Source organism: Streptosporangium longisporum (genome assembly GCF_039534895.1).
GTDB lineage: Bacteria > Actinomycetota > Actinomycetes > Streptosporangiales > Streptosporangiaceae > Streptosporangium > Streptosporangium longisporum.
Genome location: NZ_BAAAWD010000014.1, coordinates 527,649 through 547,824 on the forward strand (window position 1 = coordinate 527,649; position 20,176 = coordinate 547,824).

Here is a 20,176-nt window from a genome sequence, read left to right on the forward strand (position 1 = left end):
CCCCTCCTCAGAACGTGAACGCGCGGTCGACGGCGTACAGGACCCTGTCCAGATCCGGCAGGTAGTGCTCCTCCAGCTTCGAGGGCGGATAGGGGGTGGAGGGGCCGCCGACCCGCAGCACCGGGGCCTCCAGGACGTAGAAGCACTCCTCGGTCACCCGGGCGGCGAGCTCGGCGCCGAAGCCGTTGTAGACGGGCGCCTCGTGCACCACGACGCAACGGCCGGTCCGGCGTACCGACTCGGTGACCTTGGGGAGGTCGAGGGGGTTGAGCGAGCGCAGGTCCAGCACCTCCAGGGAACGGCCGTCGTCCTCGGCGGCCTTGGCCACCTCCAGGCAGGTCTTCACCATCGGCCCGTACGCCAGCAGGGTCAGGTCGGTGCCCGGCCGCACCACCCGGGCCTCGTCGAAGGGGGTCCAGTCGGTGGAGGCGACGTCCACGTCGGCCTTCTCCCAGTAGCGCCGCTTGGGTTCGAAGAACACGACCGGGTCGTCGCAGCGGATCGCCTGCTGGATCATGGTGTAGGCGTCGGCGGGGTTGGAGCAGGCCACCACGCGCAGGCCCGCGGTGTGGGTGAAGTACGCCTCGGGCGACTCGCTGTGGTGCTCCACCGCGCCGATGCCGCCGCCGCACGGGATCCGGACCACGACCGGGAGCCTCAGCTTGCCCAGCGAGCGCAGCGGCATCTTGGCGAGCTGGGTGATGATCTGGTCCGCCGCCGGGAAGACGAACCCGTCGAACTGGATCTCGCAGACCGGGCGGTAGCCGCGCAGCGCCAGGCCGATGGCCGTGCCGATGATGCCGGACTCGGCCAGCGGGGTGTCGATGACCCGCTCCTCGCCGAAGTCCTTCTGCAGGCCGTCGGTCACCCGGAACACGCCGCCGAGCTTGCCCACGTCCTCGCCCATGACGAGCACCTTGGCGTCGTCCTCCATGGCCTTGCGCATTCCCTCGTTGAGCGCCTTGGCCAGCGTCAGAACCGTCATGCCTCGAACCCCTCCAGGTAGGTGGCGAACTCGGCACGCTCGGCGTCCACGAGCGGGTGCCTCTCGGTGTAGACGTGGTCGAAGATGGCCAGCGGCTCGGGTTCGGGCATCTCCAGGCAGCGCTTGCGCACGTCGCGACCGAGCTCGGCGGCCTCGGCGTCGATCGTGTCGAAGAACTCCTGGTCGGCGATCTGGCTCTTGAACATGTAGGCCCGCAGCCGCTCGATCGGGTCCTTGAGCTTCCACGCCTCCAGCTCGGCGGCCACCCGGTAGCGGGTCGGGTCGTCGGAGGTGGTGTGGGCGCCCATCCGGTAGGTGAACGCCTCGATCAGCGTGGGGCCCTGGCCGGACCTGGCGTCGGCCAGCGCCTTGCGGGTGACGGCCAGGCAGGCGAAGACGTCGTTGCCGTCGACCCGGACGCCCGGGAACCCGAACCCGCTGGCCCTGCGGTACAGCGGGATGCGCGACTGCTTCTCCAGCGGCTCGGAGATGGCCCACTGGTTGTTCTGGCAGAAGAACACCACCGGCGCGTTGAACACCGACGCCCAGATGAACGCCTCGTTCACGTCCCCCTGGGAGGTGGCGCCGTCACCGAAGTAGACGATCGAGGCGGCCTCGGCGCCGTCACGCTGGATGCCCATGGCATAGCCGACCGCGTGCAGGGTCTGGCTGCCGATCACGATGGTGTAGAGGTGGAAGTTGTGCTCGGCCGGGTCCCAGCCGCCGTGGTTGACCCCGCGGAACAGGCCCAGCAGGTTCAGCGGGTCCACCCCCCGGCACCAGGCGACACCGTGTTCGCGGTAGGTGGGGAAGGCCATGTCGGCCTCGGTCAGTGCCCGCCCGGAGCCGATCTGGGCGGCCTCCTGCCCGAGCAGCGAGGCCCAGATGCCCAGCTCGCCCTGGCGCTGCAGGGCGACGGCCTCCAGGTCGACCCGGCGGACCAGGACCAGGTCCCGGTAGAGTCCGCGGATCTCCTCGGGCGTGAGGTCGATGTCGTAGTCGGGATGCTCGACCCGTTCTCCTTCGGGGGTCAGCAGCTGGATGAGCTCCGGAGGTGCTTCCGCACCACGAGAGGCGTCGACTGTCACGTGCCGCTCCTGTGTGCTCGGGGCCGTCTGGATGGGTTCGCCACCGTCGTCCGGCCGATTCGCGACGCGTTCGCCCTATCTGGTGGTAGTTCATCCGCGTCTGTGGCCATCGTGGCAGAGGTCACATGCATCTGCGCAAGACCTACCGGGGCGTCCATATGCTCCCCGTTCCCCTGGCGTCTGCTTTCACCCGCCGTTTCCGGGCCCGTCGACGGCACGGCGGTGGCACGGCGACGGCGCGGCAACGGCGCGGCGGTGGCACGGCGGTGGCACGGCGGTGGCACGGCGACGGCGCGGCGACGGCGCGGCGACGGCGCGGCGGTGGCACGGCGGTGGCACGGCGGTGGCACGGCGGTGGCACGGCGACGGCGCAGCAGTGGGGCGAGCCGTGACACGGCCCCGGCTCCGCGGGACGCCCGGGGCCCGTTACTCTTGAGCTCCGCACCGTCCCCGTCGCAACCAGGAGGAACGCCGTGGCGCGCGTCATCGTCGACGTCATGCTGAAGCCGGAGATTCTCGACGCGCAGGGGCAGGCGATCGCCCGCGCACTGCCGCGGCTCGGCTTCTCGGGGGTCTCGGCGGTACGCCAGGGCAAGCGGTTCGAGGTCGAGATCGACGGCCCCGCCGACGAGACGGCCCTTTCGGACGTCCGAAAAATGGCCGAAACGCTTCTCGCCAACACGGTGATCGAGGACTACGTCGTCACCGTGGAGTCATAGACCGTCACAGACGGTTGACCAAACGCCCACATCTGGCCATATCCATCCATATGGACAGAGCAATCCCACGGCTTGACCACCAGTCAATAACATTACGGTTATTTTGCGGTTAGCCCGGATTCTGCAGGGAAGCCTTCACGGTGGTGACGTCTGACCCCGGGAGGAAACCGGTGGACATGGAGTTCTCGTTGGCTCTGCCACGACAGGCCGTCGGTATTCCGATGGTCCGCAGGGCGCTCGGTGACTCCCTGTGCTCGCTCGGAGTCACCGAGGAGTGCATCTCCGACATCCTGCTCGCGGTCACCGAGGCGTGCGCCAACGCCGTGCGGCACGGGGGTCCGGCCAACCGCTACGAGGTGGAGACCTCCATCGGCGAGGGCCGCTGCGACGTCCGCATCATCGACCGGGGCCAGGGGATCGTCCGGGTGCCCGAGCACTACCCGTCGTCGGACGCCGAGAACGGCAGGGGCCTGCTCATCATGCAGGCGGTGGTGGACGAGATCTCCTTCGACATCGCCCCCGGCAGGGGCACGGTCGTGCACCTGCGCAAGCACCTCGACTGGGACGACGACGCCGTCTTCTCGGACGACCGCGTGCTCGCCGCCGTATAGAGCCGTACAGACCCGTCCCGCGTGCTCGCCGCCGTGCAGGCCCGTCCCGGGTGCCTGTCGCCGTAGACCGGTCCAGGTGCCCCGCCGTGCGGGCCCGTCCCGGATGTCGTACGGGAGACGTGGTGCCACGCCGGGCGGGGCCCGGCCCGTCCGGGGTGGGATCCGCCACTCCGCGCGTGAGCTCTCACCCGGAGCGGATAGCCTGGACGCACCGCCGCAGACCGACGTCCGATGTGTGAGGACGCCGGCGCGGCGCCCGTTTGTGGAGGGGAACGCTGCCATGAGTGCTGCCCGCGTGGGCGTCGTCACTTTTCCCGGGACGCTTGACGATCAGGACGCGGCCCGCGCCGTGCGCCATGCGGGTGGCGAAGCCGTCCCGCTCTGGCACGCGGACCCCGACCTGAAGGGGGTGGACGCGGTCTTCCTGCCGGGCGGGTTCTCCTACGGGGACTACCTGCGCTGCGGCGCCATCTCCAGGTTCGCGCCGCTGATGGAGGAGCTGATCCCGGCCGCCAGGGCGGGGCTGCCGGTGCTGGGCACCTGCAACGGCTTCCAGATCCTGTGCGAGGCCCACCTGCTGCCCGGGGCGCTGATGCGCAACGCCGGGCTGCACTACATCTGCCGCGACCAGGACATCCGGGTGGAGAACACCGCCACCCCCTGGACGTCCGACTTCACCGAGGGTCAGGAGATCGTGCTGCCCGTCAAGCACGGCGAGGGCCGCTACGTCGCCGACCCGGCCACGCTGGCCGCGCTGGAGGCCGCGGGCCAGGTCGTCTTCCGCTACTCCGGCGGCAACCCCAACGGCTCCCTGAACGACATCGCGGGCATCCGCAACGAGGCCGGCAACATCGTCGGGCTCATGCCGCACCCCGAGCACGCCGTCGAGGACCTCACCGGGGCCCCGAGCACCGACGGGCGCGCCTTCTTCTCCTCGATCCTGAAGACGATGGTGAACGCATGACCCTCGACACCGTCAAGCGGGCCGAGGACACCCCTGGCGAGCCCCAGCCGTACGCCGAGCTCGGCATGAAGACCGACGAGTACGAGCGGGTCCGCGAGATCCTCGGCCGCAGGCCCACCGGGTCAGAGCTGGCCATCTACAGCGTCATGTGGAGCGAGCACTGCTCCTACAAGTCCTCCAAGGTGCACCTGCGCCAGTTCGGCACCAAGGCGCCGGAGTCGGCGGCGCTGCTCGTCGGCATGGGCGAGAACGCCGGTGTGGTGGACGTCGGCGACGGCTGGGCCGCCACCTTCAAGATCGAGTCCCACAACCACCCGTCCTACGTCGAGCCCCACCAGGGCGCGGCGACCGGTGTGGGCGGCATCGTCCGCGACATCATGTCCATGGGCGCCCGGCCGATCGCGGTGATGGACGCGCTGCGCTTCGGCGCCGCGGACGCCCCCGACACCCGGCGCGTGCTGCCCGGCGTGGTCGAGGGCATCAGCCACTACGGCAACTGCCTCGGGCTGCCCAACATCGGCGGCGAGGTCGTCTTCGACCCCTGCTACATCGGCAACCCGCTGGTCAACGCGCTCTGCGTGGGTCTGCTCCGCAAGGACCAGATCAAGCTCGCCGTGGCCCCCGGGCCGGGCAACAAGGTCGTCCTGTTCGGCGCGCTGACCGGCCCCGACGGCATCGGCGGTGCCTCGGTGCTGGCCTCGGCCACGTTCGAGGACGAGTCCCAGGCCAAGCGCCCCAGCGTCCAGGTCGGCGACCCCTTCATGGAGAAGCTGCTGATCGAGTGCTGCCTGGAGCTCTACCAGGCGGACGTGGTCGTCGGCATCCAGGACCTCGGCGCCGCCGGTGTCTCCTGCGCGACCACCGAGCTGGCCGCCAAGGGCACCGGGGGCATGGACGTCAGGCTCGACCTGGTGCCGCTGCGCGATCCCTCGCTGCGGCCCGAGGAGATCCTGATGAGCGAGTCGCAGGAACGGATGATGGCGGTCGTCACCCCCGACGACATCGACGCCTTCATGGCGATCTGCGCCAGGTGGGACATCCCCGCGACCGTGATCGGCGAGGTCACCGACTCCGGCCGACTGGTGATGACCTGGCACGGCGAGACCATCGTCGACATCCCCCCGGGCACCGCGGCCGACGAGGGCCCGGTCTACGAGCGGCCGTTCCACGAGCCCGCCGGTCAGGTCGCGCTGAACGGCGACGACCCGGCCCGCCTGCCCCGCCCGGACGACCTGCGCGCGACGCTGCTGCAGCTGCTGGGCTCGCCGAACCTGGCGTCCAAGGAGTGGGTCACCTCCCAGTACGACCGCTACGTGCGCGGCAACACCGTGCTGGCCCAGCCCGCCGACGCGGGCGTGCTGCGCATCGGCGAGGTCATGCCCGGCGCCGAGGAGACGACCCGAGGCATCGCGCTGGCCACCGACGGCAACGGCCGCTACGCCCGCCTCGACCCGTACGCCGGGGCGCAGCTCGCCCTGGCCGAGGCGTACCGGAACGTCGCCGTGACCGGGGCGACCCCGCTGGCGGTGACCAACTGCCTGAACTTCGGCTCTCCCGAGGACCCCGAGGTCATGTGGCAGTTCTCCGAGGCCGTGCGCGGCCTGGCCGACGCCTGCAGGACCCTCGGCGTCCCGGTGACCGGCGGAAACGTCTCGTTCTACAACCAGACCGGCTCCGTGCCGATTCACCCGACGCCGGTCGTCGGCGTGCTCGGCGTCATCGAGGACGTGGCCGGCCGGGTGCGGTCGGGCTTCACCGGGGAGGGCGACCGGATCGTGCTCCTCGGCGAGACCGAGGAGGAGTTCGGCGGGTCGGAGTGGGCGCACGTGGCCCACGGCCACCTGGGCGGGCTGCCTCCTGTGGCGCGCCTGGAGTCCGAGCGCGACCTGGCGCTCGTCCTGGCCGAGGCGGCCTCGCAGGGGCTGCTGACCGGTTCCCACGACCTGTCCGACGGCGGGCTGGCCATCGCGCTCGCCGAGGCGTGCCTGGCCCAGGGCGTCGGCTGCACGGTCGCGCTCACCGGGCAGGACGCGTTCGTCGACCTGTTCAGCGAGTCGTCGGCCCGCGCGCTGGTCACCGTCAGGCCCGAGTCGTTCGACGCCTTCGCGGAGCTGTGCGCGGCCCGCGAGGTGCCCTGCTACGGCCTGGGCGTCACCGGCGGCGACGCCCTGCGGGTGGAGGGCCTCCTGGAGGTCCCGGTCACCGAGCTCCGCGAGGTCCACACGGGCACCCTGCCCGCCATCTTCGGCTGAGGCCGCCCGCGCGGGTCTCGCGCGGAACGGACGTGTACCGGCCGGGTCCCGGGGCGGCAGCCCCGGGACCCGGCCGGTCTCGTATATGTGGATCACGCGGTGACGCGCCGGCCGGCGGGGCGGGGACGAGATGACGAGATGTCGATGTCCCCGCCCCGCCGTGTGGCCGGCGCGTCACCGCGAACGGGCCGTGCGATCGGGCGAGCGCGGATCGGCCGGGGGTGCCCGGCTCGCGCGGCTCGCGCCCGGGGGTCACTTCTTGACGCAGACCACGTAGACGGTGCCCTTGGCCGAGGCGGAGAAGGTCTGTGACTGGGCGCTGCCGCCCGCCGCGGGGGCGTTCTTGGCGGTGTCGGGGTCGGCGCTCCTGGTCGTGTTCGGGGTGGTGCCCTTGTCGGTGCCCTTGGCGTCCGGGTCCGCGGTCTTGTCGGCGCTCTGGGAGTCGAAGATCGGGAGGTCCCGCTTCAGGGCCACCGTCCAGGTGGACGCCGAGGACGGGTAGGAGCCGGTGACCACGAAGTACTTCATGGTGGTGAGGTGGTAACCGCCACCGGTCGCGACGTCACCGCTGTTACAGCTGACCGACGGGGTGCCGTCGTTGCTCAGGTTGATGACGCCGGTCTTGATGTAGGTGGTCAGCGCGCCACCGTCCTTGCCGTCGGCGCCCTTGGGCCCCTGCGGGCCGGTCTTGCCGTCGTCACCCTTCGGTCCCTGGACGCCCGGCTTGCCGTCGTCACCCTTCGGTCCCTGGACACCCGGCTTGCCGTCGTCACCCTTGGGACCCTGGACACCCGGCTTGCCGTCGTCACCCTTCGGTCCCTGCGGACCGGTGTCGCCCTTCGGGCCCTGCGCGCCGTCCTTGCCGTCGACGCCCTTGGGACCCTGCGCGCCGTCCTTGCCGTCGACGCCCTTCGGCCCCTGCGGGCCGGTCTTGCCCTGGAAGCCGCGCGGACCCTGCGGGCCCTGCGATCCGGTGTCGCCCTTCAATCCCTGCGGGCCCCTCGGACCCTGCGGCCCGGCCGAGGCGATGCCCTCCTGGGTCTGGGTCGTCTGACCCCACCTGATCCGGATCTCGGTCGGCCGGCACTTGGCCGTGGCGTTGACGATCCGGGCGTACCTCGTCTGCTTGTGGACGCACGCGTGAACCTCGGCGCCCGCCGATGAGGCGACGGCGCTACCGCTCGCGGTGAACAGGGTTCCGGCGAGCACGCCGACGGTCACGACGGCGAGCGTGCGTCCGCCCGGTAACTTGACAGCCACAGGGCTTCCTTTCTGCGACACCAGAGCCTGGTGTGATGGGAGAGACACGTAATACACGTTTCAACCGTTCCAACGGTTGGCGACGCGTACATCACGCTTCGGCCTCGGAGGCACCGCGGCGCGTCCGCCCGATCGCGAGCGTGTCCAAGGACGCCCTCCGGTACGGGCCGCGTACGGGATAATCGGTCCGTTCGGGGGAATCCCGCCCGCTGGGCGGGACGGACACCACAGGGAACCGACCGGGTTCTCCAGACGCGGAGGCCACCGTGCCGACCATCGATCCGACAGGCGTGGTCATCGACGACCGTGCCGGACGGGAACCGTACCTGCCACCGGCGACACAGCCGGTCCGCACCGTGGTATGGATCCTGCACCTGGCGTTACCGATGCTCGGGCTCTGGCTGTTGCTGGCCGAGCCGGACCTGAACATCGTGCTGCACGACAACCCCACCCACTTCTGGCTGATCATCGCGGTGGCCGGGATCAACCTCGTCCTGGGCCTCATGGTCGGCCAGGCGTCGGCCAGGCGGGCGGACGCCCGGCTGCTGCTCGTCTCCCTGGTCTTCCTCAGCGGTGCCGGGTCGTTCCTGGTGCACGGGCTGACCACGCCGGGGGTCATCCTGCCTCCGGACGGGGCCAGGTACGGCTTCGACCTCTCCCATCCGGTGGGGCTGATCGTGGCCTCGGTGTTCGCGTCCGCCTCGGCGCTGCCGCTGGGCGAGCGGGCGGCCTCGGCCGTGATCCGGCACCAGATGTGGCTGCGCGGCGGGCTCGCCGTCCTGATCGCCGCGTGGGGTGTCGCCTGCCTGGTGCCGGGCCTGACCCCGCTGAGCGACAAGCCGCCTCCCGCACCCGGAGGCATCGGCCTGGGCGGGGCCGAGTGGATCGGGGTGGCCCTGTTCGTCGCCGCGGCCACGATGATGTTCCAGCTGCACCGCAGGCGTCCCGCGGCCGTGCTGATCAGCCTGGTCACCGCGTACGCGCTGCTGGCCGAGGCGCTGGTCGCGGGGCTGTCGCACCGCAACTGGCACCTGTCGTGGTGGCTCTGGCACGTGCTGCTGACCACGGCGTTCGTCTTCGTGGCCTACAGCGCCTACCTGAAGTTCCGCCGGGAGGGCAGCAGCGCCGGGCTGTTCGACTCGGTGGCGCTGTCGGCCACGGTCCGCAGGATCAGGGCCGACTACGAGGCCGCCCTGGAGGAGCTCGTCGGCCACCTGCGGCGCAGGGAGGAGCGCGACGGGGGCGGGGTCCCCGTCGCGGACAGGCTGGCGGGCAAGTTCGGCCTCACCGAGGCGCAGGTCGCGGTGCTCGACCGGGCGGGCGAGGCGCTGGCCAACGAGCGGGAGCTGACCGACCGGCTCACCGCGCTGGTGGAGAGCGGGCGGCAGGCCCGCGTGGGCCTGCCGGAGGGCGAGATGCTCTCCCAGAGCCTCGACCGCATCCGGCAGGCGTACGGGGACGTCCGGATCAAGCTGGTCGACAACGGGCGGGTCACGGTCAGCTCCAGGGAGTACGGCCAGGCGGACTTCCCCGGTGACCGGCCGATCCGGCTGGAGGGGAAGATCGTCCACCCGCTGACGGTGAAGGGCAGGCTCGCCGGTGCGCTGGAGGTGCCGCTCGGCAGGACGGCGCAGGACGAGGCGCTCGCCGCCACGCTGGCAGGACAGCTCTCGCTCTCCCTGGAGAACGCCCGGCTCTACAGCGAGCTGGAGACCCTCTTCCGGCAGTACATGTCGCCGGACGTGGCCCAGTCGCTGCTGGCCGACCCGCAGACCGCCGCGCTCGGCGGCGAGCTGGTCGAGCTGACCGCGCTCTTCGCCGACCTGAAGGGGTTCACGAGCTTCTCCGAGCGGGTGAAACCCGGGGAGATCGTCGAGATGCTCAACCGGTACCACACCGCGGCCGTGCCCATCGTGCTCGGCAACGGCGGCACGATCGTGCAGTTCGTGGGCGACGCGCTGCTCGCGCTGTTCAACGCCCCGGCCCGGCAGGCCGACCACGCCCTCGCCGCGGTACGGGCGGGCCTGGCCATGCAGGAGGCGGCCGAGGAGATCGCCGCGGGGACGCCCGGGTACCCCCGCTTCAGGATCGGCATCAACACCGGCGAGGCGCTCGTCGGCAACATCGGCAGCCCCGAGCTGCGCGGGTTCAACGCGATGGGCGACTGCGTCAACGTGGCGGCCCGGCTGGAGGGCATCGCCGAGCCGGGAAGCGTCGTGATCGGCCAGACCACCCTGGACCTGATCGGCCCCGGGGCCAAGACCCGATCGCTGGGCTGGCTCAACCTCAAGGGGAGGGAGCAGCCCGTCCATGCCTATGTGCTCTCTGAACTGTCGTAGAAATACCTTTCGCCGTCCGAGGCGTGAGGACACAATCGAGATCGCCAGGAGGTGGTCATGACGTCTTCCCCTTCCCCCGAGCCGGGCGAGTTCATCACGAAGCTCACGAGTGAGGAGGTCGCGGACCTGTACGCCGCGGGGCGGCCCAGACACTGGGACAGGGGCGCGACGATGTTCACCGAGGGTGACGTCTCCGACTGGGTGCTGCTCCTGACGTCGGGCCGCGTCAAGGTGTCCTCGCACACCGCGGCCGGTGGCGAGGTGGTGCTCGCGATCCGCGGGCCCGGCGCGCTGATCGGCGAGTTCGCGGCCATCGACGGGCTGCCCCGCTCCTCCACGGTCACCGCCCTCGAACCCGTCGAGGGGATCACGATCCGCGACTTCCCCGCCTACCTGCAGGAGCACGGCAGGGTCGCGGTGCTGCTGATGAAGATGCTGATCGGCAAGATGCGCGACTCCGACCGCAAGCGGATCGAGTACGGCGCGTTCGACACCACCGGCCGCGTGGCCACCCGGCTGATCGAGCTGGCCGAGCGCTACGGCGAGCCGTCCAACGGCGGGGTACGGGTCGCGCTGCCGCTCTCCCAGGACGAGCTGGCGGGCTGGACCGGGGCCTCGCGGGAGGCGGTCAGCAAGGCGCTGCGCTCCCTGCGCGACCGCGGGCTGATCGAGACGGGCCGGCGCCGCGTGATCGTGCACGACATGGAGGGATTGCGCAAGCGGGCCCGCTGAGACGGCGCACGGTGGCTTCCGGGCGGGACCGGGCCGGCGAGGAGGGCGGGACTTCCGCGCGGACCGGGCCGACGCGCGGGAGCCCCCGGACGAGCCGGGCCGACAGGACGTGCGAGGGCTTCCGGGCGGGCCGGACCAAGATCGACGTACAACGTACGTCAGACTGAGGTTCATGGTCGCAATCCCCCAAGACCTGCCCGGATCACCCGAATACCTCTCCAGGCTTCGCTACGCGTGGCGGGTCTGCTCGGTCACCAGCCTCGGCCTGGTCATGATCGGCATATCCGGCAGCACGCTGAACGTCGCCCTTCCCACCGTGGTCAGGCACTTCCACGCGGACGCGTTCGCGGCCGGCTGGGTGCTGCTGGCCTTCCTGCTCGTCAACACCGCGACGCTGGTGTTCTTCGGCCGGGTGGCCGACCTGATGGGCCGGCGGGAGGTCTATCTGGCGGGGTTCGTGCTGTTCACCACGGGGTCGCTGCTGGCCGGTCTGTCGCCCGGCATCTGGTTCCTGATCGCGATGCGCGCGGTGCAGGCGGTCGGGGCGGCGATGATCCTGGCCAACGGAACCGTGATCATCACCGACGCCTTCCCCCCGGACCGGCTCAGCCAGGGCATGGGCGTCTACATCGGCACCCTGTCGGTCGCCCAGCTCGCCGGCCCCACCCTGGGCGGCCTGATCGCCGAGACCGCGGGCTGGCAGTGGATCTTCTGGATGAACGTGCCGGCCGGGCTGATCGCGCTCACCTGGGGCGCGTTCACGCTGCGCCGGGTCGCCCGGGGGCCACGCCGTTCGGTGGACGCGACCGGCAACCTGATCGTGTTCGCCGCCCTGTCCGCCGCCCTGATCGCGCTGTCGGAGGCGGGGTCACGGGGGCTGTCCAGCCCGGTGGTGATCGCCGGTGCGGTGATCACGGTGGTGCTGGTCCCGCTGCTGGTCGTGGTGGAGCGACGTGCGGCGCACCCCGTCCTGGACGTGCGGCTGTTCGGCGAGCGCATGCTGGCCTTCGCCAACCTGGCCTCCTTCTGCAACGCGCTGGCCCGCTCGGCGCTGATCCTGCTCGTCGCCCTGTACTTCCAGGCCGCCCGGGGGGTCGACGCGGTCACCGCGGCCCTGGGCGTGCTGCCGGTCCCCGTGGGCATGGCCCTCGCCTCCCCGGTGACGGGCGCCCTCGGCCGCCGGATCCGGCCGTACGCGCTCTCGGTGGGGGGCGCCCTGCTGAGCGCGGCCGGGCTGGGCGTCCTGCTGCTGAACGTCGACCCCGCCACGCCGTACTGGATCATCGGGGTGGGGCTGTTCCTGTGCGGCTGCGGCAGCGGCACCTTCCTGACCGGGAACACCACGCAGGTCATGTCCGCCCTGCCCGCCGGGAGCCTGGGCGTGGTGAACGGCTTCCGGCTCATGATCATGAACGTCGGGATCGTGCTGAGCGTCGCCCTGACGCTCAGCGTCCTGACCGGCTCGGTCACCCCCGAGCTGCGCGCGCAGGTGTACGCGGGCACCCTGTCGCGCGTCTCCCCCGTGGCCGTCGAGCAGCTGATGACCGGCTTCAGGACGACCTACGCCGTCCTGTTCGCCGTCGCCCTGGCCGGAGCGCTGATGGCCGCCCTCGCCCGCTCCCGCCACCCTGCGGACCCGGCACCCTGATCGGCGTCCTGGTCGGCGCCGCCGGGGGCCACGCGGGGTCACCGGCCGGAGGTACGGGTGGCCAGCGCCTCGATGCCGGTGATCAGGAGGTCGACGCCGAAGGTGTCGTAGAGGTCAGGGGGGCCGTCCTCGGACAGCGGGGCGGCCATCTCCACGATGTGCGGGTAGACGTCCGGCGGCAGTGACTGCAGCCTGACCCTCTTCAGGCGCGTCCGCTCGGCCATCTCCGGCCCGGACAGGCCGGGAACGCAGTGTCTGGTGGGGCCGGCCGCCAGCGCGATCGTGCCCTGGAGCAGGTACTGGGAGATCATGCAGATCTCGTCGGGGGAGAACCCTCCGCGCTTGGCCAGGCCGAGGCTGGTGTCCCACACCCGCAGGAAGGCGGGCACCTCCAGGTACTCCACCTCGCCGAGCACGGACGCCGCGCACGGGTGCCGCCGCAGGATCCGCACCAGGCCGGTGACGAGCTCGCGGAGCCGCTCCTGCCACGGGCCGGCGTGCTCCTGGCCGATCACGAACCCCTCGACCAGGTGGTCGGCCATCGCGACGGTGAGCTGCTCCTTGTTCTTGAAGTGCCAGTAGAGCGCCATCGGCGTGACGCCCAGCTCCTGGGCCAGGCGCCGGATGGTCACCGCGTTCAGCCCTTCGGCGTCACCGATCTCCAGCGCCCGCTCGACGACCGCCTCGCGGGTCAGTTTTCCCATCACGCTTGACAACTATACGCCGTACGGGTTCCACTGTGCACCGTACATGTACAGCGTATAAGTACGACGTAGAGGAAATGGGATGACCGACACCCGCAGGTGGTGGGCACTGGGAGCGATCTCCCTGGCCACCTTCATGACCTATCTCGACAACAACGTGGTCAACGTGGCGCTGCCGACGATCCAGCGCGATCTCGGGTTGAGCGTCTCGGGCCTGGAATGGATCGTGAGCGGCTACATCCTGGTGTTCGCCGGGCTGATGCTCGTGGGCGGGCGCCTGGCCGACGTCTTCGGAAGGCGGCGGATCTTCCTGATCGGCCTGGTGGTGTTCACCGCCGCGTCGCTGGCGGCCGGGCTGTCCACCGGAGGCGGCATGCTGATCGCCACCAGGGCCGTGCAGGGGGTGGGCGCGGCGTTCCTGACCCCCACCGCGCTGGCACTGCTCACCTCGGTCTTCCCGGGCCCGCGGGAGCGCGCGACCGCGGTCGGCCTGTGGAGCGCGGTGGGCGCGCTGGCGCTGGCCCTCGGGCCGCTGACCGGCGGGCTCATCAGCGAGCGCTGGCACTGGGGCTGGATCTACCTGATCAACGTGCCGATCGGGGTGGTGACGTTCGGCCTCGGCCTGTGGGCCATCAGGACCGGCCCGCCGGAGCGGGTACGGCGCGGCCTCGACGTCCCCGGGCTGGTGACCTCCAGCCTGGCCCTGTTCGCGCTGACGTACGCGCTCATCGAGGGCGCGGGGGCCGGGTGGACCTCGCCGGCCATCCTGGGTGCGTTCGGGATCGCGGCCGTCTCCGCGCTGGCGTTCACGACGATCGAGATCAGGAGCCGGGAGCCGATGATCGACCTGTCGCTGTTCCGGTCGAGGGTGTTCAGCGGGGGCACGCTCTCGATGGGCCTGTGGTCCTTCGGCGTGTTCGGGATCTACTTCTTCACCGCGCTGTATCTGCAGAACGCGCTGGGCTTCTCACCGATCGAGGCCGGTGCGGCGTTCGTGCCGATGGCGCTGCTGATGGCCGTCAGCGCGGCCGTCGCGCCGAGGCTGGAACGGGCCGCCGGGACCGCGTCGGTCGTGGCGGCCGGGCTCGCGCTGATGGCCGTGGCGGTCTTCGCGATCTCGTTCGTCGGGCAGGGCGGGTCGTACGGCGACCTGCTGCCGTGGTTCCTGGTCTACGGGCTGGGCGGCGGCATGCTGGTGCCGCTCACCACCGCGATCCTGGGCACCCTCCCCGCCGGCCGGACGGGGATCGCCTCGGGCGTGCTGAACGTCTCGCGCGAGGTCTTCGGCCTGCTCGGGATCACGCTCCTGGGAGCGATACTGAGTGCCCGGCAGTCGGCGTCGCTGGCCGAGGGGGCCGGGCAGGCGGCGGCCTTCCTGGACGCCTACCGCGACACGCTGGTCGTCGCCGCGGTCATCATCGCGGTGGGCGTGCCGGTCAGCCTGCTGTCGCTGCGGATCGGCCGCTCCCCGCGGCGACCGGCCGCGTCCGCCGGGCGACCCGCCGTCCCGGTGGGGTAGCGGACCTCCGGCAGAGGAACGCGCGCGTCCACGGTCCCGTCGGGAGGCCGTGACGTGCGCGTTCCCGCGCGGCTCCGCTGCCCGTGCCGACATGACCGGCATAATCGGAACGACCGGCCGGGCCCGCGCTCCGGGCCTCGCCCATCTCGCTCCCTCCGAACCCGTGTCCGCACCCGGCGGGCACGCCACCACCCGGGTGCCCGGCAGGAGGAGCACATGCGTTCGGTGACACCGGTGGTGACGGCCGCCGTCCTCCTGATGGGGCCGGGCGTCCCGGCCGGGCATGACACCGCCCTCACCCCCGCACCGCGCGCCACGACCTCCCCGGCCGCTCCGGCCGAGGTCCCGACCCCGGCTACGGCCACGGCCACGGCCACGGCCACGGCTACGGCTACGGCTACGGCGAGCACCGCGAAGGGCGTCACGACCGGGACGGCCTCCGCGGGACCCTCAGGAGGCGACGGCGACGGGATCCCACCGGCGTGGCGGGACGTCGCGTCGCTGCGCGTCCTTCCCCGGTGGCCGCGCCAGGCGAGCCACGTCCGGGTGTTCGTGCACTGCCCTCCCGGATCGGACCACGCGATCATCGGCTCCACCGCGTTCACCCTGAAGGGATCGAGACGCCTCTACCGGGAGGTGGGGCTCGGCCTGTCCGGCCGGGGCCTGGCGCACCGCGCCGTGTCCGTCTCCTACTCCGCCCTGCCGGGCCGCCACGGGGCCTGCCTGAGGTGCGTGAAGGTCACGGTGGACCGGCGGACCCGCGTCCGGCGGATCCAGGTGATCGGCCGGGACTCCGCACCCCTGCGGGTGCGGAGGTTCAGCGTCCGGCAGTTCTTCGGCGGGTGATCCCGGAGCCCTGTGGGAAGACCGGACTCCCGGGACCCTCCGGGAAGGGAACGGCCCCGTCCTCACCACCCATGGCGGAGTGGCGGGGACGGGGCCGTTCCTGTGAGCCGGTCCTCCCGGCCCCGGTCAGGAACCGATCCGGCCGCCCCGGGCGTGCCAGGCGACCACCACGGACGGGCGGGGCTGGGATGTCCCGCCGTCGGGCCAGTGGCTGCTGGGGTTCTCGACGGTGGCGCCGTTGGTCTCGCCCGGGTGCTGGACGGCGACGAAGACGCTGCGCCGGTCCGCGGTGACCAGCGGGCCGCAGGTCTCCGCACCGACCGGCATGCTCAGGAACTGCTTCAGGTGGCCGCGCTCGGGACCCTGGACCGGCATGGCGAACAGGCCGTCGTGGGCGCCGAGCTGGTTGCCGTCGGTGGAGACCCACAGGTTGCCCTCGGGGTCGAAGGCGACGTTGTCCGGACAGGAGATTGGCGAGACCTGGCTCTTGTCGAACCCGGAGAAGTAGGTCGCGGGGTCGTCCGGGTCACCGCAGACCAGCGGCAGCCACCAGGCGAAGGTCGTGGCCCCGGCGTCGTTGCGCCGCTCGACGATCTCCAGGACGTGGCCGTGCTTGTTGGCCGGGCGCGGGTTGGCCTCGTCCACCTGGGCCGGGGTCCGGTTGGAGTTGTTGGTCAGGGCCACGTAGACGCCGCCGGTGACGGGGTTGCGCTCCACGTCCTCGGGACGGTCCATCTTGGTCGCCCCGACCTTGTCGGCCGCCGACCGCGTGTAGACGAGCACCTCGGCGGCCGTCATGCCGGGCACGTGCGAGACGTTGCCGGTGACCAGCGGGATCCACGTCCCGGAGCCGTCGAACCGCCCGTCGGCGGGGAGCTTCCCGGTGCCGTCGATCTCCGTGGCCGGGCTGTCGCCGGTGAAGCGGGCCACGTACAGCGTGCCGTCGTCCAGCAGCGTCCGGTTGTGCCGGTCGAAGCCCGGGATGTAGCGCTTCCTGGAGACGAACTTGTAGACGTACTCGAACCGCGAGTCGTCGCCCATGTAGGCCACCACCCGGCCGTCGGCGGCCAGGGAGGTGGTGGCGCCCTCGTGGCACATCCGGCCCAGGGCGGTGCGCTTGATCGGGGTGGAGTCGGGGTCGAACGGGTCGATCTCCACGATCCAGCCGGTGCGGTTGATCTCGTTGGGGTGCTTGGCCAGGTCGAAGCGCTCCTCGACCCGGTCGAAACGGCGGTTCCCGCTCGGGATCGCGCTGGTGGTGTTCACCGCGTACCGGGCCAGGAAGGGCTTCTGGGCCTCGGGCACGGCGGTGCCGTTGACGAAGTACTGGTTGAAGTTCTCCTCGCCGCTGAGCACCGTGCCCCACGGCGTGGTGCCGCCCGCGCAGTTGTTCAGCATGCCGACCGGCCTGGTGCCCGCCGGGTCGGCGGCGGTCTTGAGCAGGTCGCTGCCCGCCGCCGGGCCGGTGAACCTCATGGGGGTGTGCACGGTGATGCGGCGGTTGTAGCGGCGGGACCCCCGGGTGACCAGCTTCCACTGGCCGGAGGAGCCCACCCGCTCGATCTCGACCACCGAGCCGCCGTGGGCGGCCATCCCGATCCTGATCTGCTCCTCGGTCGCGGCGGTGCCGTCGGTGTAGCCGCGGAACATCAGGTTCTCGTCGGTGTACTCGTGGTTGACCCAGAGCAGGCCGCGCCGCTGTCCCAGCGGGAAGAGCGTCACGTAGTCGCAGTTGTAGCCGAACTGGGCGGCCTGGGCCTCGGCCGTCTGGTTCTCGAAGTCGAACGCGGGGGCACCGGGCAGCACCGGGTCCCCCCAGCGCACCACGGGCGCCGACAGGTACCCCGGCGGGACGGTCACCCTGTCCTCGGTGTTGGGTGGGACGGCGGTGAAGCGCAGGCCGTTCCGGCCGCCGTGTCCCTGCCCGTGGCCGTGGCCGCGACCGCGCTCCAGGGCGTCCACGTCCGGGTCGGCGACGGCGGGAGCGGACATGCCGGCCCCCACCCCGGCGACCAGCGCGCCCAGGGCACCGGCGCGCAGCATGCCCCGGCGGCTCACGGCCTCGGCGACCACGTCGCCGAAGTAGGTGTTGTCACTGGTGTTCACCACGTCATGGGCGCACTGGTCACCGCAGCGGAACCGGCAGGTGAGCGCGCTACGCCCACCCTTGTGCGGGCTCATGAGCAAGGGGAGCAGTCTGCGCGGCGCCGTGTTCGCCACAGGGTCCTCCAAAGGGGGCGAGGTCTTTCGGCCGGGACGCTACGCGGGCCGGCCGAACCCGGGGTGAACGACGTTCACCCGGACGATGAACCGTTCACGGAAACGGCTGCTCAGAAGGGATCGTGCACCCGCCCTGCGGGCCCTCCGGTCCGTACCGGCCGCTCCCCGCGGGCATCATGGTGGACGTGCCACCTCACAAGCCCGACGCCGCCAAGGTACGCGCCGCCCTCGACGCCCAGCTGAGCGCTCTCGACGAGCCGCCCTACGACGGTCCCGGAGGGCTCGCCGCCCTGCTGGGAGCCTGCGTGAGCGTGGTGTCGCGGGCCTTCGAGCGGCAGGTCCGGCCCGAACGGGAGATCACCCGCTTCGCCGTACGCCACCTGCTGGACGAGCTGGCGACGGCCGCCCCCGGCCGGACCGTCGAGGTCCGGGTCCCGCCCTACGCGGCGGTGCAGTGCGTGGAGGGGCCCCGGCACACCCGCGGCACCCCGCCCAACGTGGTGGAGACCGACGCGCGCACCTGGCTGGACCTCGCCACCGGCCGCATGACCTGGGCGGAGGCGATGGCGGCCGGCAGGGTGGCGGCCAGCGGGGCCCGGGCCGACCTGTCGGACCACCTGCCGCTGCGCTGACCGTTCCGCCCCGGCGGGGCCGTGCCCCTGCGGGCGTGCCCGCGCGGGTGGACCGGCGCGGGCCGTAGGGTACGGACCCACCGGATCGGACGGACAGGACCGCACCGGGCCCGCCCTGGACGGGCGGGCCCCTGCGGGGTCACGGCGCGGGTCGTACCTGGACGCCGAACTTCTCCTCGATGCAGCGCTGCTGGAGCTCCTGGGGCAGGTTCACGCAGTCGCCGACCTTGTTGTAGAGCCAGCTCACCAGGACCGCGGCGAGCACCAGGGTGAGGATGCTCAGCACGATGCCCACCCAGGCCCGGCCGGGGTTGGACCGCTTGACCAGCGCGACGATGCCCAGGATCAGGCCGACGATCGCCACCAGCACGCCCAGGCCGCAGACGACCAGCAGCAGCAGGGACACGATCCCCAGGACGAGAGCGGCGGTGCCGAGCCCCCCGCCCGGTCTGCGCCTATCCCCGGGATGCTCCGGATAGGGCTGGCCCGGGTAGCCGGGTGCCGACGGGTAGGCCGCGCCGCCCTGGGCCTGCGGGTAGGGGCCGGCCCCCGAGGGCGCCTGCGCGCCGGGCTGGGCGTAGGACTGCCCGGCCTGCTGTCCCTCGTATCCCGGCTGCCCGCCGTAGCCGGGCTGCCCCGTGTATCCCTGACCCTCCTGTCCTGGCTGCCCGCCGTAGCCGGGCTGTCCCGCATATCCCTGCCGGCCTTCGTGTCCCGGTTGCTCGCCGTATCCCTGCCGGTCGCCCTGACCCGGCTGCCCGCCGTAGCCGGGCTGTCCGCCGGGTCCGGTCTGTTCCCCCTGTCCCTGGTACTCCGGCTGCCCGCCGTAACCGGGCCGGTCCGCCTGCCCCGGCTGCTCCCACCGGCCGGACTGCTCGGGCTGCTCGGGCCGTCCGGAGCCGGAGCCCGAGGCCGCCTGGAAGCCACCCGCGGGCTCCTGCGGCGAGGACGCCCGCCCCTGCCACCCCTGCTGCTCCTGTCCCTGCTGCCCGCCGTACCCGGGCTGCTCGGGCCGCTGGGACGAACCGGACGGACCGGACGGGCCGGTCGACGTCGGCGGGTCGTACCGCGAGGGCGTGGTGGGAGCGACGGGTGACCCCGAAGGGCCGGTCGCGCCCGGGGTCTGCGAGGTGCTCTCCCAGCCCGGGTAGGCGGACGGCGTGCCGCCCGGGACCGGACGGGAGGACTCCCCGTAGGGATCGTCCTGGGAGGGGAGCGGCGAGGTGGGCGGGTCGTCGGGGTCGAAGGCGCTCGACCCGCCGGGAGCGGAACTCCCGCGGACGGCGTCCCCTGCACCTCTCGGGTCCCCTGCACCTCTCGGGTCCCCGGCATCTCTGGGGTCTCCGGCGCTTCCGGGACCTCCGACGTCTCCGGCGTTCCCGGGACCGGAAGCGGCTCCGCCGGAGGGCTCCTCCGCACCGGACCCTTCCTGCTCGGGACGCCGCTCACGGGGCTCGCGCCGCGGATCGGGCTGGTTCGGGTCCACAGGTGTTGTCACGTCTCTTCTCCCGACGCTCGGACATGGCCGGATACCCCAGAATCCCCCTCTCCTTCCCCGCGAAACAGGCTGACACGGCAAAACGCCGATGACCCTTCGGTCAGGGTGCGGCATGTCGCGGAACGGACCCGGGGGTGCGAGCAGGGAGGAAGCCGACCT

The 20,176-nt window shown here is 71.9% G+C and carries 16 protein-coding genes; 10 read left to right on the forward strand and 6 right to left on the reverse strand.

Features of this window, described 5'->3' with window-relative positions; translation table 11 throughout:
- Nucleotides 1-7: 7 nt before the first annotated feature.
- Nucleotides 8-985, reverse strand: coding sequence for an alpha-ketoacid dehydrogenase subunit beta (locus tag ABD832_RS25685; protein ID WP_344899779.1), 978 nt, complete (start codon nt 983-985; stop codon nt 8-10).
- Nucleotides 982-2,073, reverse strand: coding sequence for a pyruvate dehydrogenase (acetyl-transferring) E1 component subunit alpha (pdhA, locus tag ABD832_RS25690; protein ID WP_344899780.1), 1,092 nt, complete (start codon nt 2,071-2,073; stop codon nt 982-984). The genes ABD832_RS25685 and pdhA overlap by 4 nt, the downstream gene beginning before the upstream one ends.
- A 473-nt stretch (nt 2,074-2,546) precedes the next feature.
- Between pdhA and purS the strand changes: the two genes are divergently transcribed.
- The 4 genes from purS (at nt 2,547) to purL (ending at nt 6,619) form a co-directional block, all read left to right on the forward strand.
- Nucleotides 2,547-2,792 (forward strand): phosphoribosylformylglycinamidine synthase subunit PurS, encoded by a 246-nt coding sequence (gene purS / locus ABD832_RS25695; protein WP_344899782.1) that lies wholly within the window; start codon nt 2,547-2,549, stop codon nt 2,790-2,792.
- A gap of 188 nt (nt 2,793-2,980) precedes the next feature.
- Complete coding sequence (locus tag ABD832_RS25700; protein WP_344899783.1) at nt 2,981-3,403, forward strand: ATP-binding protein; 423 nt, start codon at nt 2,981-2,983, stop codon at nt 3,401-3,403.
- 280 nt (nt 3,404-3,683) lie between these two features.
- The gene (gene purQ / locus ABD832_RS25705; protein ID WP_344899785.1) at nt 3,684-4,367 is read left to right on the forward strand and encodes a phosphoribosylformylglycinamidine synthase subunit PurQ; all 684 of its coding nucleotides are present in this window, start codon (nt 3,684-3,686) and stop codon (nt 4,365-4,367) included.
- Nucleotides 4,364-6,619, forward strand: a complete 2,256-nt coding sequence (gene purL / locus ABD832_RS25710) for a phosphoribosylformylglycinamidine synthase subunit PurL (RefSeq protein WP_344899786.1) — start codon at nt 4,364-4,366, stop codon at nt 6,617-6,619. Before purQ ends, purL begins: the two co-directional genes overlap by 4 nt.
- A gap of 252 nt (nt 6,620-6,871) precedes the next feature.
- Here purL and ABD832_RS25715 read toward each other — a convergent pair whose 3' ends face one another.
- Nucleotides 6,872-7,879: a collagen-like domain-containing protein gene (locus ABD832_RS25715; RefSeq protein ID WP_344899788.1), complete on the reverse strand. Its 1,008-nt coding sequence runs from the start codon at nt 7,877-7,879 to the stop codon at nt 6,872-6,874.
- 266 nt (nt 7,880-8,145) lie between these two features.
- Between ABD832_RS25715 and ABD832_RS25720 the strand changes: the two genes are divergently transcribed.
- The 3 genes from ABD832_RS25720 (at nt 8,146) to ABD832_RS25730 (ending at nt 12,598) form a co-directional block, all read left to right on the forward strand.
- Nucleotides 8,146-10,218: an adenylate/guanylate cyclase domain-containing protein gene (locus ABD832_RS25720; RefSeq protein ID WP_344899789.1), complete on the forward strand. Its 2,073-nt coding sequence runs from the start codon at nt 8,146-8,148 to the stop codon at nt 10,216-10,218.
- 57 nt (nt 10,219-10,275) lie between these two features.
- The gene (locus ABD832_RS25725; protein ID WP_344899790.1) at nt 10,276-10,950 is read left to right on the forward strand and encodes a Crp/Fnr family transcriptional regulator; all 675 of its coding nucleotides are present in this window, start codon (nt 10,276-10,278) and stop codon (nt 10,948-10,950) included.
- 172 nt (nt 10,951-11,122) lie between these two features.
- Nucleotides 11,123-12,598: an MFS transporter gene (locus ABD832_RS25730; protein WP_344899792.1), complete on the forward strand. Its 1,476-nt coding sequence runs from the start codon at nt 11,123-11,125 to the stop codon at nt 12,596-12,598.
- A gap of 38 nt (nt 12,599-12,636) precedes the next feature.
- Here the strand turns inward: ABD832_RS25730 and ABD832_RS25735 are convergent, their stop codons facing one another.
- Nucleotides 12,637-13,302, reverse strand: coding sequence for a TetR/AcrR family transcriptional regulator (locus tag ABD832_RS25735; RefSeq protein ID WP_344900082.1), 666 nt, complete (start codon nt 13,300-13,302; stop codon nt 12,637-12,639).
- An 82-nt stretch (nt 13,303-13,384) separates the two neighbouring features.
- On the opposite strand from ABD832_RS25735, the gene ABD832_RS25740 reads away from it, so the two are divergent.
- Both ABD832_RS25740 and ABD832_RS25745 read left to right on the forward strand, forming a co-directional pair.
- Nucleotides 13,385-14,821 (forward strand): MFS transporter, encoded by a 1,437-nt coding sequence (locus ABD832_RS25740; protein ID WP_344899793.1) that lies wholly within the window; start codon nt 13,385-13,387, stop codon nt 14,819-14,821.
- A gap of 216 nt (nt 14,822-15,037) precedes the next feature.
- Nucleotides 15,038-15,667 carry a hypothetical protein gene (locus ABD832_RS25745; protein WP_344899795.1) on the forward strand — a complete coding sequence of 210 codons (630 nt, stop codon included), beginning with the start codon at nt 15,038-15,040 and terminating at the stop codon, nt 15,665-15,667.
- Between the two features lie 126 nt (nt 15,668-15,793).
- On the opposite strand, the gene ABD832_RS25750 is transcribed toward ABD832_RS25745, so the two are convergent.
- Nucleotides 15,794-17,887: a PhoX family protein gene (locus tag ABD832_RS25750; RefSeq protein WP_413224783.1), complete on the reverse strand. Its 2,094-nt coding sequence runs from the start codon at nt 17,885-17,887 to the stop codon at nt 15,794-15,796.
- A 185-nt stretch (nt 17,888-18,072) separates the two neighbouring features.
- Between ABD832_RS25750 and ABD832_RS25755 the strand changes: the two genes are divergently transcribed.
- On the forward strand, nt 18,073-18,519 hold the full coding sequence (locus ABD832_RS25755; protein WP_344899798.1) for a sterol carrier family protein: 447 nt from the start codon (nt 18,073-18,075) through the stop codon (nt 18,517-18,519).
- A 139-nt stretch (nt 18,520-18,658) separates the two neighbouring features.
- Here the strand turns inward: ABD832_RS25755 and ABD832_RS25760 are convergent, their stop codons facing one another.
- The gene (locus ABD832_RS25760) at nt 18,659-20,017 is read right to left on the reverse strand and encodes a hypothetical protein (RefSeq protein WP_344899799.1); all 1,359 of its coding nucleotides are present in this window, start codon (nt 20,015-20,017) and stop codon (nt 18,659-18,661) included.
- Nucleotides 20,018-20,176 lie beyond the last annotated feature (159 nt).